Below are 13636 nucleotides of genomic sequence, written 5' to 3' on the forward strand. Positions count from 1 at the left end.
GAACCAATTCCAATTCCCGTGAATGAGAGAACGTCGCGCCGTCGTAGTTAGTCTGTGTAGTTAGTCTGTTGAGTTGCTGCTGAAACCTTGGGCACAGTTAGTATTCTGGTGCTGCACGGGCCAAACTTGAACCTGTTGGGACTCCGAGAACCAGGGATTTATGGCTCTGTGACGTTGGATGAGATTAATCGCCTGTTAGAACAAGAAGGGCAAACGCTCGACTGTAAGGTGTTTACCCTACAGTCAAATCATGAAGGTGTTCTAGTAGATGCGATTCACGATGCCTTTGGGCAGCACCAGGGAATTTTAATTAACGCTGGAGCATATACTCATACCAGCGTAGCGATACGGGATGCGATCGCGGCTGTTAACCTTCCGACTGTAGAAGTGCATCTGAGTAACATTTACCGACGCGAAGCTTTCCGACATCATTCTTATATCGCACCCATTGTAATTGGACAAATCAGCGGCTTTGGTGCAGAAAGTTACCGCTTGGGGTTAAACGCTCTAGTTAACCATTTGAGACAAAAGAGTAGCAGTGAATAAAATTCGTGGCGAGTGATTGTCCCTGCCTGTTTGAGGGACTGATGACCGATCCGATTCGGCATTGCTGCTTGGCGCAACAAGCGATCGCCTAAAAATGAGCTTCATTAAACGCATAGCATCTTGGCTCGGTCGTCTTAGCAGCGACCGGGTTTTTTTTGGAGTTTATTCCCTCCCCTTTAGGGAGCTATTTACTGCCAAACTTCTTATGTATGGGTGTTTTGAGTAACAAGTGCTGTTGCTTGTTGCTGAATAGTTCTTAGCTTAAATTTTTAGCTCAAGTTCTTAGCTCAAATTCTTAGCTCATCTGTGCCGTACACTCAAGAATCAATCTTTGATTTTCTAAGGCGTAAGGCTGAATTTCCAGTGCTTGTCGAAAAGCTTGAATGGCAGCGCTGTAGTCTTCGAGTGCGACATGGCACAACCCCATCCCATGCAGCGCCCCAAAATGAAACGGGATGAGCTTAACCGCCATTTGGCAGTCTTGGAGCGCCTTTTTGTACTCCCTGAGAATATAGTAAAGAACGGCTCGTCTATTCCAGGCTTCCGCGAAATTGGGTTGAGTCTCGATCAGGTCGGTGAGTAATGCCTCAGCTTGGGCAAGCTCTCCTGCCTCCAGCATTACCTGCGATCGCTGAAGTAGTTCAAACCCTACCACTCCCTTTTGATGAAACCAGACGCGCCACAGCTCTGCTGTAGCCTCATAACGGACGGTTTCATCAGGATTTTTTAGGTCTTCGAGTAACGAATTGATAGAAAATTCATTCATGAATATCACTTCCAATCGGTCGCGTTGGCTTCTAATCTCTCTATCCTTATGTTTAGCAGCTATCTGTTGGATAGGGGCAACTACCGCTTTGTCAGGAGGAACGATCGTGTTTGCCGGAAAACAACCCACTAATCTCGGTGTCCAGTCAGGTCAACTAGCGCCCTGCCCGAGTACGCCCAACTGTGTCAGCAGCCAAAGCCAAGATGCCCAGCATAAAATTGAGCCTTTGACCTACAACTCTTCATCAGGGGAAGCGATCGCTAACCTCAAGACAGTTATCAAGTCCCTCCCGAAAACCAAAATTATCACCGAAACTGAGAATTACCTCTACGCGGAATTCACCAGTGCCCTGATGGGGTTTGTCGATGACGTAGAATTTTATCTCGATGAAGGCGCAAAAACGATCCATGTCCGTTCAGCCTCCCGCCTAGGACAGTCGGATTTGGGCGTGAACCGTAAAAGAATAGAGACAATCAGAGCCAAACTCAACGAACTGAGAAGCTAGGTGTAAGTAATAAAACCCCTTCAATCGGTTCGCCCCCACAGAGAAGTTCCTCTTCGCCCCCTCCTTGCTTGCGGGGAGGGTTGGGGGTGGGGTTCTTGTCATCCTAAAAAAAGAATGGAGATGTGCGCGATGCCCACAGAAACACAAACCTCAAAAATAGTCGTCGTTGGTGCTGGTTGGGCAGGGTTGGGGGCTACCTACCACCTAGCGAGGCAAGGCTATGACGTAACTCTTCTAGAAGCTGGCCCCTATCCGGGTGGCTTGGTGGCAGGCTGGAAGACCGCAGGGGGACGATCGGTAGAAGCGGGGATTCATGGTTTCTGGTATCCTTACCGAAATATCTTCTCCCTGGTAAAAGAATTAGGGCTGAATCCGTTTACGCCTTGGACTCGTTCCTCCCAGTATTCTCCAGCCGGTTTGGAAGTTGAATCACCCATTTTCCAAGACTTGCCGCGACTTCCCACCCCTCTTGGGACTTTTCTCTACACGCAATTTAAGCGATTGCCATTAAGCGATCGCCTCTCAGCTTTACCTCTACTCTACGCAGTTATTGATTTTGACAATAGCGACGAAGCTTGGCGACGCTATGACTCGGTAACAGCACGGGAACTCTTCAAAGATTTTGGGGTTTCGGCACGGCTTTACCGCGATTCCTTTGAGCCGATGCTCTTAGTAGGCTTATTTGCACCAGGCGAGCAGTGTTCCGCCGCCGCCGCACTCGGTATGCTTTATTACTTCATTTTGGCTCACCAACCCGATTTTGATGTCGTCTGGTGTCGCGGAACGGTTGGTGAGATGATATTTCGCCCTTGGGTAGAGCGCATCGAACAAGCAGGGGGAAAATTACTCGCTAATCGACGAGTCAGTGATGTAATTGTTGATAGTAATAATCAAGCGACAGCAGTTGTTTGTCGTGATGAAGTTTTTGAGGCAGATGCGATTATTTTTGCCGTTGGTATCAGCGGTATGAAGAAGATTGTGTCTGGTAGCCCCAGCTTACAAAACCGTAAAGAATTTCGGGATATTCACAACTTGGGCGCGGTTGATGTGTTGGCAACCCGCCTCTGGTTTGACCGCAAAATTAATATTCCCCGTCCTTCTAATGCCTGTTTTGGTTTTAATGCTACAACTGGATGGACGTTTTTCGATTTAAATGCCATACATGATGAGTACCGCGATGAACCAGGGACGGTTATTGAGGCAGATTTTTATCACGCAAATCAGTTTCTTCCCTTAAGCGATGAGGAAATTGTGCTGCTGGTTCAGCAAGATTTAGCAACTTGTATCTCGGCTTTTCGAGATGCAAAAGTAATCGATAGTAGTGCAATCCGCTTACCGCGTGCAGTGACTCACTTTTTCCCTGGTAGCTATCAGTATATGTTACCCGGAGAGACAAGGATCAAGAATGTATTTATGAGTGGCGATTGGATTGTTACCCGTCACGGTTCTTGGTCGCAAGAAAAGGCTTATATAACTGGTTTGGAAGCGGCAAATTCGGTTATTTCTCACTTTGGACGTGGGAGTAAGGCTTTGATTCTACCCATAGAGGCGGATGAGCCGCATATTCAAGTTGGTCGAGCAATTAACCAAAGCCTACGTAATTTCGGTAAAACATTCTTACCTAATATTTGGCTCCCTTAGAACTATTTAGCTGTGTTTTTTTCTTCAGTCCAAACACTGCACCAAAACCACTTACCAAGATCAATGCAGATGTCAAAGAGGATTCAGGAACTGGCTTTGATTGGCTAGTTACATTCACATTTGCATCCAGAGCATCCCCTCTAGAATACACATAATTAAAAGCATCTTTGTCATTGAGAACGCTGGCACGTAAGAAAAGTGCGCTCCAGCGAGCTACAGTTTCTACTGCTACATCTTGAGTTATTGTTGGAGTGTTGCTGTCTGGTCTTGCACCTATAGGGTTGTTCGTATTTGTGATGCCATAGTGGTTAGCACCCAAAATGGTAATCAATGTTTTAGGAGGGTTTTGGATCTGATTGTAGGTTTTTTGGGCGTTAACAGGAAGAGCAATACTATCAAGATTTCCCTGTAAGAGAGCAGTGGAAATTTTTGAATTGTTGATGGGAATAAACTCTTGAGTATTGAAGTTCCGTAAATTTGCACCGAAAAACGCTCCTGCTACGAGTTCATTAGGTCGGCTGAAGGAGCCTTCACATAAAATAGGAAGGCAGAGGTTGGCAATAGCAGATAGTCCGACAGCACCCCCTTGGGAGTGACCGAGTAAAGCTAGTTTCTGTGTATTGATAACGCCAGCAACGGGTGAAGTAGAGTTAGAGTTTTCTTTCACCATTTGTGACAGAACGGCGTTTAATTGTGACGTTTCGGGTAGAAGTCCCGTAAATCCGAACTGTGGCAGTGACTTCTGGTGATTGGGTACAACTACTACGAATCCGTAGCTTGCTACTGTACTAGCAAAATTTGTGTAATTTGATTTATCGACATTCGCACCTTGCAATAGCAGCGCAATGGGAAACGAATAGTTGCCAGTTTTAAGGTTTGATGGGTTTGGAAAGTAGATATCGGCTAAGTCATTATTAGCGGAGATTGTTGTGCTGTAGCTACCTACATCGTTGAATAAAGGAGCATCGCTGAACCTTGCAGCGGCAGTTTCCCCAATACCACAGATAATAAATGCTGCACCAACAGAAGCGAGTGACAATGCTTTTAATCTAGCCAAAGAACTTACTCCTTTACTAAATGCGTCTGCTGGTTGCAAAGCTACTCAATAACATCACTGGCAACAACTACTTTTAGATAGAGAAAGCGCGACGCTGAAGACAGCCGCTTCGGTTCACGCATCCTCATTACCCACTCAACTTGATATCTTGGTAGAAAACGCGGGGTTAAGTCCTATGGTGACGGCAACGAAAACCACTCAAGGGCGGGGTGTACTTAGAAACATTAGTTGGCTGACTTTTGAAACAATACTTGCAGAGATGGGGGAAGATCGTAACACTCGGCTGGCTTACGATCGCGGAACGCTAGAAATTATGACTCCTCTGATGCCTCATGAGCATAACAATAGGCTGCTGGAACACTTGGTGTTCGCTTTAGCTGAGGAACTGAACCTCAACCTCAGAAGTGCTGGATCTCTCACTTGTAAGCGTCCAGACTTACAGCGGGGAGTTGAACCGGATTCTTGCTTTTATATTCAAAATGAACCGCTAATCAGACAGAAAAGGGATATTGACCTAACAATTGACCCACCTCCTGACTTAGCAATAGAGGTGGACTTCACCAGTTCGTCTGTTGACAAACTTTCAATTTATCTCGCTTTGGGTGTTCCGGAAGTTTGGCGTTATGACGAACCTGTGATGCAAATTTATCAATTGCAAGAAGGTGTGTATGTCCCGTGCGCTGTTTCTCCTACTTTTGCAAATCTACCCTTAACAACAGAAATTCCAGGTTTTTTGGAAGAAAGCCTAAAAATTGGGGAAATCCCTATGATTCGGTCTTTTCGCGCTTGGGTAAGACAGCAAATAGAGCATCGTGGCGACAATTGTTGAGGAAAATTGAGAACGCGATCGCTCGAAAGATTTATTATATTCAAAGTTTAATTATCCGGAGCTAATGTCTTATGCCTAACGTTGAGGAAGACGAAATCCGAGAGAATCGCATTGCAATGGAGATAATCGTCGATGCCTATGACGAAGAAGAACAGGCGATGGGATGGTACTACTACCTTGAAAACAATCTCAACTTCCCCTTTAAAGCTAAGTGGGTGAGAAAGGGACGCAAATCATCCTCACCTGAAGGCAAAGAAGTTGAGGTGGTGGAAATGTCATCGGAGGATGAATGCTCGCACGATATGTTTGTAGAAGTGCTTTACAAAGATGCTACAGGTGAAGATACGTTCTCAGCACGTTTATCTGACATAGAACCGATTGATGCTGATAGCAAAACCTTGGAAGCAATCGCCGACTGGCACTATTGGCTTGGCAGAGGATACGAGTTTTAAAGGAGTCGTTTTAATGGCAGTTTATCAAGTCCGGCTAGTGAATCCAGTGATCGCGCTTGACCGTACCATCTCAGTGCCAGACGATCAGTATATTCTAGATATAGCTGAAGATGCTGGCATTCGATTACCTTCTGGGTGTAAACAAGGAGAATGTTCAGCTTGTATTGCCAAGCTGGTGAGTGGTGAAGTCGATCAAGGCGAACAAAAGTTTCTACGTCTAAAAGAACTAGAGGCTGGGTACACTGTTACCTGTGTGGCTTATCCTCTGTCGGATTGCACTTTGGAAACCCACCAAGAACAAGTTTTATATAAATCGGCTCTTTACTTTCAGCCAGATTCTGCTAAATCCGAATAATTCTTGTGCGAATGCTTGCAATATTTCGCAACTAGCAATTAGTCAGTTTTAACTAAAGGTACAGATGGTCTTGCTGCCATGTTCTTAGGTGGCAATTTGGTTAAACTTGCCGCTACACGAGTATTTACAGGGAAGATTTTTGAGTGCGATCGCGCTGATGTATATGAAAAAGCCGAATGGTACAATTCCTTATAAGAAAAAATACACTCTTTTGAAGAAATGAAGGGTGAAATAGTTAGTGCAGAGGATAAAAATGAGCCGGTTACTCTACGAAAATTCAGTTTCTTATAAAGGATATCTGATCATCCCATTTGTTTTTGGAATAGCGGATGGTCAAAATATTTACTCTTATGCTTTACTTTCTGAATTAGGGCATAAAGGTAAATTTCATAAATTGGAAAATCCGGCTGGTTTTTATTCAAGTTGCCTTGAGACGATTATTAAGGTTGCAAAAGAACATCTAGAGGAGAAGTCAGATGTTGCCAGTCAACACGATTATTTTAAAAATAGATATATCTATCAAGATAATTTGATTATTGTTTATCAATTAGCAAGTAAATATTTTTACGATCATTATAAACCGGAGATTTTAAATAATGTTGCCGCGCCAAAAATATTTGAGACTGAACAAGAATGTATTAACTGGATAAAAGAGGGACTAGATAAGTCGCGGATTAATCAACAAGTTTAAATTGTACGCAGATAGAAGTAAGGTGGACAATGCCCACCCTACTCGACGTGCTATTCTGGTACTATTTCGAATGAGAACGCGCTTGTTTTACCATTGCAATGAGCGTATGGTGAGCATCTTCGGCATCTTTGAGAATATGATCGAAGTGAATGCGTATCGGCACATCTGAACCTTTGACTTCTGCCATTAAATTCATGCCTTCTGGGTCTATTGAAACCATTTCTGCCTTTACAGCATCAGGAGAATTTCCGTAAGTTTGGGCGTAAAGAACGACAGCACTCGCGTGATCGTCGTTCATGTGAGCGCAAATGCGATCGCTTATTTCAGACGTTATTGCATCGGACATTAGATAGCACCCTCTGATGTAATTAATTAAGAATGTTTAGCGACAAAATTGCTAACTACATTGACAAATTCACCCGTTGACTCATAGGGTAGAACATTACGACCTAACATTTTAATTCCCTCAGCATTGGGTAAAGACTTCTGATAGTCAGCCAAGCGTTCATTGGGAGTTTCGCCTTTACCAGCTTGACTAATGCTGGATGCCGTGTCGCCGACAACTACCAGAGTGGGTTGAGAGATAGATGCGATCGCGTCTCGATAATCTTGCCGCCAAAACCCTGCTAGAAAGGAAAAAACAGCATGGCGAGTCTCTGGATCTGTCGCACCTTTCTCCAGCGTTTCCAGCCACTCCCGATCGACTGAATCAGCCTTTTCAAAGAGTTGTTTAGTTGAGAAAGAACGTAAGAACTGTTCGCGCCGCGCATAGCGATAAAAGGCACTCCCAAAAGGAGAGTCTAACAGATTCCAGGTGAATTTTTGCCGCCAATTTGCTCTAGGTTTAGCAAGCAACGTCAAAGCGGGAGGGCCAGCCAGCACCAAGCCTCGAATAAAATTAGAATTCGTTTCTAGACGAACTAACTCAATTGCTACCGGCAGCAAGGCACCTTGCACCACTACAATTACAGGTTTTTGAACTACAGTTTGCAAAAAATGTTGCAATTGCTGTGCCCAATCAAGAGGAGTATAAGCCACATGAGGCATATCGCTCTCTCCACATCCTAGTAAGTCTGGATTGTAAATTGGATTCCGGCGACCCGCTTCATACCATTCTCGACAGAATCGCTGCCAAAATTTTCGGGATAATCCTACCCCAATGGGATGAATCAATAGTAGGGGAGTCCCGTCATTTGTATTCGGATTAATTGCAGTATGAAACTCGTAGGCGCAGCGATAGTTTTTCCAAGTGTAAAACTGCGTAGGATTTACGGTTTCAGTTTCAGTGGGTGAATTTTGAGTTGAAGATAATGGTTGCATAATTATCCAGAAAGCAATTAAGGTTAGGAGCATCCCAATCAGAGTAAAAACGCCTGATAGCTAAAATCGCAGCTATACAATGAAGCCTGACGAGAGCAGGTTTCAGCCTGTAAGCTTATTTTTAGAAAAATGGGATGCACTTTGCTCGTTTTTTGGGTTGATGAGCTAAATTTTGAGTTAACTTAACAGTGCCTCCTGGCAAAGCTCAGCTCATCTATCGCTCGTAAGAATAAATATCTCCCGGTTGCTTAAATAGGGTAGATGAACGATCTGAAAGCAATTGCAGATCGTCCTTGTCTAGTTGGAAACTTAAAGCTTCTACATTCTTTTGAATCTGCTGACGATCTAGAGTAAAGCCTGATATGACAGCAGCAACACCAGGCTGTTGTTTAACCCAGTTTAAAGCTACCTGAGAAATTGTTTTCTCATATTTTTTTGCCACCTGTGCCAACGTGTCTAGCATCTCTAGGACAAGTTGCCAGCCGCCGTGAGCGCGGATCATACTGTTGTAGTAGAAGCCACGAGCGTGAGAGCCTTCGCTTGGGGCTGATGCAACACCCCGGAACTTATCTGACAAGAAGCCGCCTGCTAGAGGACCGTAGGGCAACAAAGCAATATTATGCTGGAGACATAGACTTTGCATTGAGTTTTCTACTCGTCGGTCAATTAAGCTGTATTGAACTTGATGAGTGCTGATTGTGGCGTATTGCAAAGCTTTTTCCAGCATCGGCGTGTTGAAATTAGTAACGCCAAGTTTGCAAATTTTACCTTGTTCTAAAAGTTCTGCGAAAACACTAAAAGTAGAGGCAAAATCTAATCCTGGATTATGCCAGTGGATTTGTACGCAATCGAGAGTATCGCGCTGCAAATTGCGAAGAGAATTTTCAATTTTGCTGCGAATTTGTGTTGGATTCGGAATATTGCCGAAAAAGACAGCTTTGGTCAAAATGGTGCAGTCGCTACCTTTGAGCAAGCGACCGAGAACACTTTCGCTGCGTCCATAGATGTCTGCGGTATCAAAATGAGTAATACCCAGCGCTAAGTAAATATCCAAAGCACGGGCGATGTCGGCTTCTGAAATTCGTTTCCAACTGCGATCGTCAAGTTGCCAGCAGCCGACAATGAAAGAGGATTTTTCTTGGCTATTCATGCTTTCGGTCAATATTCCTTGCAATTCATGGCAAAAAGGTGTATTTCTCTGCTAAATGCCCCCTTGACGATTATGCGCCTAAAATCGTCTGCAAACCCTTCACGAATCGCCCAATCCCCTCGGCTGCAGTTTCTTTTTGCAGGGCACCATAGGCAACGCGCAGATAGCATCCATCTTCCATGCCAAAGGCGGTACCTGGAATGACAGCGACGCCATGTTCGCGGATGAGTCGTTCTACCAAGTCCATCGCGGGCAATTTTGTATGAACTCTCAGCAGAAAATAAAAAGCACCATCTGCTGGGGGGATGGTGCATAAATATTGGATGCGATCGCATTCGTTGAGGACAATTTCTCGCACAGAGGCGATCGCTTCTAGCTTTTCTTTGCAGTAGCCTACTCCCGCTTGCAATGCCCCCAAGGCGGCATACTGGGAAATAACTGGGGGACAAATCAAAATCGTATCCTGAATCTTCTTGACGGCGGTGAGTAGGGATTTTGGGATGACCATATAGCCGATGCGCCAGGATGCGAAACCGTAAGCTTTAGACAGCGAGAAGAGGGAAATTGTATGGAGGTGGCTGTCTAGAATCGCTGCTGGGGAAAAATGCTGCACGCCGTTATAAGTGAAGTATTCATAGGCTTCATCGCTGATGTGATAGATGCCGCGATCGCGACAAATTTGATTCACTTCCTGCAATGCGGCTTCCGAATACACGGCTCCTGTGGGATTATTGGGTGAAATTGTGACAACTGCCCGCGTTTTTTCGGTAATTGCTTGCCGAACCGCCTCCGGACGGAGTTGATAATTCTCATCCGTTGCGACCAGAACCGGACGACAACCCGCCATTGTAATTGCCATCTCTTGGTTGAAGTAATAAGGCGTTTGGAGAATAATCTCATCTCCGGGATTCGCGATCGCTAACATCACATTCACGAACGCCATGTTACTGCCAGCAGTGACTACAATGCAGTTCTCAGCATTCATGTCAATTGCGTTCTCAAATTTTAATTTTTGAGCGATCGCCTCCAGCAACGGCGAGATACCTTGCACGGGTTTGTACTTGTGATTCTCTGGATCTGCCAGGAAATCGGACAGTTGTGCGATCGCTTCTGGCGGCGGACTATAATAAGCAACGCCTTGTCCCAGAGAAATCGTTCCCGGACAGCTACGAATCAATTCCCCCACAACGGGAATAATTGGCGACTGCACCACCTGTATTCGAGAAGATTCGGTAAGCATACAAAACTCATCATTCAGGGTTTATTGTGCATTTTTCATAATATTTAAAAATCGAAAATTACTTTTTTTTCGCCCTTTTTTCTATTGAGGCAGAGCGTTAGGGCGAGGTTTAGGGGAGAAAATTTCAATTGCACAAACTTAAATCCCCCGAACACAGTTTAAAAGCGAGAACCCAAAAAGTTTCGCAGAACGTCAATCACAAGCTTTCCATTCATATCGTTTCCGGATGACTCAATTGAAATCCAGCAGCTTTTAGCTTGTAATTTGACACTCGCGCATTGTAAGGTCGAACACTTTTCTGGGATTCATCCCAAGAAACTTTGGGTAGATTATGTTGGTCGCACACTCGGTCAAGAAGTTCTCGATAGGTCAAATGTGCATCATCCACTAAATTGTAAATTCCTTGCAGTTGGTGCTTGCGGACAAACTCAATAGCCGCAACAATGTCATCCAAGTGAATCCAGTTTGTTGAGTCCTCGCCGTTTCCAGGGCGAGTTGTACCAACAACTCGACTGAATATTTTAGATAATTCACGACCTGACCCATGAATTCCGCCTAAACGGAGGATACAAACGCTTAGATTTTCAGTGGAAGCTGATAGCAATACTTGCTCAGTATCGCAGAGAATTTGACCATTCTTGTTAGCAGGTGCAACGGGTGATTCTTCATCCACCCATTCCCCATTTCTATCTCCGTAGACAGCATAACTTCCCGTATAGATTAGCTGTCGTACCGAAGGAGTTTGTTTCAAGGCTGTGACTAAGCTATGGGCAGTTTTTAAATAAGTTTCTTCGTAAACATCGGCATTTTTTGCTCCAATACTTAGCAGTACAGTATCCTGATTTTCCAGCACCGATTGTAGACCTGCCAAATCATCACCTTTTACCAGGAAGACTTGTTGGACAACTGCTTCTAATTCTGAAATTCGTTCGGAAGAAGTTGTGGTTGCGGTAACAGTAAATCCTAACTCTTGACGCCAATATTGGGCAATTGGCTTACCCACATAACCACAGCCAATGATTGCAACGTTCATGAAGATTCCGATGTAAATAAATCTAGAGGCAAATGACCATACATCTCGTTAATTCCGTCTTCACTCGCAGACTGGCAGGACACCAAAACTCCGCGATGTTCTCCTATGTACGGATTGAGATAACATAAGTTAGTCTGAGGGTTGAATTTAATATAAACAGAGCCATCAATCGTCGCTAAATCTTTATTGACTTCATAACCCAAAGCAGTTGCATAGGTTTTTAAAGCTTCAATCCCTTGCTCGGCTGTATCGGCACAAACCCCTAGTATTTGGTTATCAGAAAGCTCTGTTACCAAAAGTAGCGCTTGACGAATTGAATTTTTATCCGGTGTATCTTCACTGGAATCTATCTTCAAGCAGTCGAAAATTTTGAGAATTTTATGTGCTTCTTGAACGGTTAAGCTGGATGAATTCTGGACAGACATAAATTCCTAGGCTTACTGGGCTAATTCCCGCTCAATCGCTGCAATCAATTCTGGTGAATCTGGCTTTATGCTGCTATTAAATCGAGCCACTACTTCACCTTGCTTACTGATTAAGAATTTCTCAAAATTCCAAGAAACATTTCCCGTAGGCTGTACTGCACTGGTAAGCCGAGCATAAAGCGGGTGCTGTTCTTGACCTTTTGCATGAACTTTGTCAAACATCTCAAAGCTGACGCCATAGTTGGTCGTGCAGAAATTCATAATCTCTTCATTGCTACCGGGTTCTTGCGCTCCAAAGTCGTTGCAGGGGAATCCTAGAACGCGCAATCCCCTATCCTGATACTTTTGGTTTAACTGCTCCAATCCTTTGTATTGAGGCGTGTAGCCGCACTGGGAAGCGACATTTACGATTAAAAGTACGTTTCCGCCGTACTCGGAAAGTTGTTTATCTTCACCGTTGATAGTTTTTACGGCGATGTCAGAGACTTTGCTGCTCATTAATTTCACTCCTATACACCCTGATTTAGGTGCGTTTTCCCTTATCTGCGGTTAGTGATATTGGATTCTTCTTCGTTAGGGACGGGCGTTTTTTGAAGGGCTGGCTTGTAATATTCTTGCCAAATTTCTAGGCTGAGGATACAGGTCATCAACCACACAATCCCTGCTGCATAGCCAGCGACGACATCTGTAGGCCAATGGACGCCGAGATAAAGGCGACTCAGACCAATACCCGTAACCAATAGCAGTGTCCCGGTAGCGATCGCGATGTGCCATCTACCCAACTGCTTGACCAGTAAATAGCCCAGTGCGCCGTAAACAACCATTGAAATCATCGCATGACCGCTGGGAAAGCTGTATTGACCCACATCAATCACCCGATCCCAAAGTGCCGGACGGGCGCGACCAAATACCACCTTGAGTAAATAGTTTAAGCCAACCGCACCCACTCCAGCGATCGCAAGTGTTATAGCTTGCCCTCGCCGACCGCCTCGGTACAGCCAAATCCCGAAGCCCAAGCAAATGACCAGCAACACCGTAGGTTCTCCCACAAATGTGAATCCCAGCATTAGCCGATCGAGCAGCGGCGCGTGCAGGCTTCTGATAGCCACTAGAATTGCCGTGTCAATGGCTTGGGTTTCTTTGTCTAAAACTTCGTCAGCAATTTGGGCAAATCCCCACAGCCCCAGAGCAGCAACAAACAGACCCGCCGCTGGAATCGTAAATAACAAGGGCAATATGTGCGATCGCCACCACTGCGGCAACGCGGAGATAACTCGCTTGGCAATTTCGCGCATGATTTGGCGGTTCTAATTTGCTAGAGGCTAGCCCAAGCTTGGGCAACGATGTCGCTAAGCCAGTGTCTTTGTGCCTGATCCAGCAGACTATCTTCTTCTAGCACTTGGGCGGTTAATTCGTCTAAAGACTGCCCCTCTTGACGGGCAATTTGAACGACTCCAGCGATCGCTGCCGCAACTAATTCTTCATCAACGGGCTTTTGCCGTAGGGCAACAATTTCTTGGGGACTGGCTGGGATGGGATAATTCATGGCGTAGGTCATAGTCTATGGGCGGGTTTAAAGGATTCATCGCTCAGGGCTTTCGTCGTGAGCGGTTCCCCGCCCGTCCA

18 protein-coding genes are annotated in these 13636 nt (G+C 45.0%); 7 read left to right on the top strand and 11 right to left on the bottom strand.

What is annotated here, in order from left to right; translation table 11 throughout:
• Positions 1–87: 87 nt before the first annotated feature.
• The gene (gene aroQ, locus H6H02_RS06130; protein WP_190815661.1) at positions 88–546 is read left to right on the top strand and encodes a type II 3-dehydroquinate dehydratase; all 459 of its coding nucleotides are present in this window, start codon (positions 88–90) and stop codon (positions 544–546) included.
• Between the two features lie 295 nt (positions 547–841).
• On the opposite strand, the gene H6H02_RS06135 is transcribed toward aroQ, so the two are convergent.
• Positions 842–1312 (bottom strand): tetratricopeptide repeat protein, encoded by a 471-nt coding sequence (locus tag H6H02_RS06135; RefSeq protein WP_190815664.1) that lies wholly within the window; start codon positions 1310–1312, stop codon positions 842–844.
• Here H6H02_RS06135 and H6H02_RS06140 point away from each other — a divergent pair.
• Both H6H02_RS06140 and H6H02_RS06145 read left to right on the top strand, forming a co-directional pair.
• Entirely contained in the window at positions 1311–1817 is a 507-nt protein-coding gene (locus H6H02_RS06140) for a DUF1499 domain-containing protein (protein WP_190815666.1), read from the top strand. The genes H6H02_RS06135 and H6H02_RS06140 overlap by 2 nt on opposite strands.
• A 129-nt stretch (positions 1818–1946) precedes the next feature.
• Complete coding sequence (locus H6H02_RS06145; protein WP_190815668.1) at positions 1947–3458, top strand: FAD-dependent oxidoreductase; 1512 nt, start codon at positions 1947–1949, stop codon at positions 3456–3458.
• Here the strand turns inward: H6H02_RS06145 and H6H02_RS06150 are convergent.
• Entirely contained in the window at positions 3439–4554 is a 1116-nt protein-coding gene (locus H6H02_RS06150) for an alpha/beta hydrolase (RefSeq protein ID WP_242040580.1), read from the bottom strand. The genes H6H02_RS06145 and H6H02_RS06150 overlap by 20 nt on opposite strands.
• Positions 4555–4690: 136 nt before the next feature.
• Here H6H02_RS06150 and H6H02_RS06155 point away from each other — a divergent pair, with 136 nt between their 5' ends.
• The 4 genes from H6H02_RS06155 to H6H02_RS06170 all read left to right on the top strand — a co-directional run bounded on the left by H6H02_RS06155 (position 4691) and on the right by H6H02_RS06170 (position 6842).
• The gene (locus H6H02_RS06155; protein ID WP_190815670.1) at positions 4691–5344 is read left to right on the top strand and encodes a Uma2 family endonuclease; all 654 of its coding nucleotides are present in this window, start codon (positions 4691–4693) and stop codon (positions 5342–5344) included.
• 71 nt (positions 5345–5415) lie between these two features.
• Entirely contained in the window at positions 5416–5796 is a 381-nt protein-coding gene (locus H6H02_RS06160) for a calcium-binding protein (RefSeq protein WP_190815672.1), read from the top strand.
• 13 nt (positions 5797–5809) lie between these two features.
• Complete coding sequence (locus tag H6H02_RS06165) at positions 5810–6151, top strand: 2Fe-2S iron-sulfur cluster-binding protein (RefSeq protein WP_190815674.1); 342 nt, start codon at positions 5810–5812, stop codon at positions 6149–6151.
• Between the two features lie 253 nt (positions 6152–6404).
• Positions 6405–6842: a hypothetical protein gene (locus H6H02_RS06170; protein ID WP_190815676.1), complete on the top strand. Its 438-nt coding sequence runs from the start codon at positions 6405–6407 to the stop codon at positions 6840–6842.
• Positions 6843–6903: 61 nt separating this feature from the next.
• Here the strand turns inward: H6H02_RS06170 and H6H02_RS06175 are convergent, their stop codons facing one another.
• The 9 genes from H6H02_RS06175 to H6H02_RS06215 all read right to left on the bottom strand — a co-directional run bounded on the left by H6H02_RS06175 (position 6904) and on the right by H6H02_RS06215 (position 13556).
• A complete protein-coding gene (locus H6H02_RS06175; protein WP_190815678.1) occupies positions 6904–7188 on the bottom strand; it encodes a DUF2470 domain-containing protein in 285 nt (94 codons plus the stop codon).
• A 26-nt stretch (positions 7189–7214) separates the two neighbouring features.
• Positions 7215–8162: an alpha/beta hydrolase gene (locus H6H02_RS06180; protein WP_190815680.1), complete on the bottom strand. Its 948-nt coding sequence runs from the start codon at positions 8160–8162 to the stop codon at positions 7215–7217.
• Between the two features lie 214 nt (positions 8163–8376).
• Positions 8377–9312: an aldo/keto reductase gene (locus H6H02_RS06185; protein WP_190815682.1), complete on the bottom strand. Its 936-nt coding sequence runs from the start codon at positions 9310–9312 to the stop codon at positions 8377–8379.
• 70 nt (positions 9313–9382) lie between these two features.
• Positions 9383–10552 (bottom strand): pyridoxal phosphate-dependent aminotransferase, encoded by a 1170-nt coding sequence (locus H6H02_RS06190; protein ID WP_190815683.1) that lies wholly within the window; start codon positions 10550–10552, stop codon positions 9383–9385.
• A 211-nt stretch (positions 10553–10763) separates the two neighbouring features.
• Positions 10764–11585: an SDR family oxidoreductase gene (locus tag H6H02_RS06195; protein WP_190815685.1), complete on the bottom strand. Its 822-nt coding sequence runs from the start codon at positions 11583–11585 to the stop codon at positions 10764–10766.
• Positions 11582–12010, bottom strand: a complete 429-nt coding sequence (locus H6H02_RS06200; protein ID WP_190815687.1) for a DUF1824 family protein — start codon at positions 12008–12010, stop codon at positions 11582–11584. Before H6H02_RS06200 ends, H6H02_RS06195 begins: the two co-directional genes overlap by 4 nt.
• 12 nt (positions 12011–12022) lie before the next feature.
• Complete coding sequence (locus H6H02_RS06205; protein ID WP_190815690.1) at positions 12023–12508, bottom strand: glutathione peroxidase; 486 nt, start codon at positions 12506–12508, stop codon at positions 12023–12025.
• Positions 12509–12549: 41 nt separating this feature from the next.
• Entirely contained in the window at positions 12550–13305 is a 756-nt protein-coding gene (locus H6H02_RS06210) for a phosphatase PAP2 family protein (RefSeq protein ID WP_190815692.1), read from the bottom strand.
• A 20-nt stretch (positions 13306–13325) separates the two neighbouring features.
• Positions 13326–13556, bottom strand: coding sequence for a hypothetical protein (locus tag H6H02_RS06215; RefSeq protein WP_190429539.1), 231 nt, complete (start codon positions 13554–13556; stop codon positions 13326–13328).
• Positions 13557–13636 lie beyond the last annotated feature (80 nt).

Source organism: Coleofasciculus sp. FACHB-1120 (assembly GCF_014698845.1).
In the GTDB taxonomy this organism is placed as follows: domain Bacteria; phylum Cyanobacteriota; class Cyanobacteriia; order Cyanobacteriales; family FACHB-T130; genus FACHB-T130.

Coding starts and splice junctions, on each gene's coding strand:
- H6H02_RS06140 (WP_190815666.1), top strand. CDS start 1,311: ATGAATATCACTTCCAATCGGTCGCGTTGGCTTCTAATCTCTCTATCC.
- H6H02_RS06135 (WP_190815664.1), bottom strand. CDS start 1,312: ATGAATGAATTTTCTATCAATTCGTTACTCGAAGACCTAAAAAATCCT.
- H6H02_RS06145 (WP_190815668.1), top strand. CDS start 1,947: ATGCCCACAGAAACACAAACCTCAAAAATAGTCGTCGTTGGTGCTGGT.
- H6H02_RS06155 (WP_190815670.1), top strand. CDS start 4,691: ATGGTGACGGCAACGAAAACCACTCAAGGGCGGGGTGTACTTAGAAAC.
- H6H02_RS06160 (WP_190815672.1), top strand. CDS start 5,416: ATGCCTAACGTTGAGGAAGACGAAATCCGAGAGAATCGCATTGCAATG.
- H6H02_RS06165 (WP_190815674.1), top strand. CDS start 5,810: ATGGCAGTTTATCAAGTCCGGCTAGTGAATCCAGTGATCGCGCTTGAC.
- H6H02_RS06170 (WP_190815676.1), top strand. CDS start 6,405: ATGAGCCGGTTACTCTACGAAAATTCAGTTTCTTATAAAGGATATCTG.
- H6H02_RS06175 (WP_190815678.1), bottom strand. CDS start 7,188: ATGTCCGATGCAATAACGTCTGAAATAAGCGATCGCATTTGCGCTCAC.
- H6H02_RS06180 (WP_190815680.1), bottom strand. CDS start 8,162: ATGCAACCATTATCTTCAACTCAAAATTCACCCACTGAAACTGAAACC.
- H6H02_RS06185 (WP_190815682.1), bottom strand. CDS start 9,312: ATGAATAGCCAAGAAAAATCCTCTTTCATTGTCGGCTGCTGGCAACTT.
- H6H02_RS06190 (WP_190815683.1), bottom strand. CDS start 10,552: ATGCTTACCGAATCTTCTCGAATACAGGTGGTGCAGTCGCCAATTATT.
- H6H02_RS06195 (WP_190815685.1), bottom strand. CDS start 11,585: ATGAACGTTGCAATCATTGGCTGTGGTTATGTGGGTAAGCCAATTGCC.
- H6H02_RS06200 (WP_190815687.1), bottom strand. CDS start 12,010: ATGTCTGTCCAGAATTCATCCAGCTTAACCGTTCAAGAAGCACATAAA.
- H6H02_RS06205 (WP_190815690.1), bottom strand. CDS start 12,508: ATGAGCAGCAAAGTCTCTGACATCGCCGTAAAAACTATCAACGGTGAA.
- H6H02_RS06210 (WP_190815692.1), bottom strand. CDS start 13,305: ATGCGCGAAATTGCCAAGCGAGTTATCTCCGCGTTGCCGCAGTGGTGG.
- H6H02_RS06215 (WP_190429539.1), bottom strand. CDS start 13,556: ATGAATTATCCCATCCCAGCCAGTCCCCAAGAAATTGTTGCCCTACGG.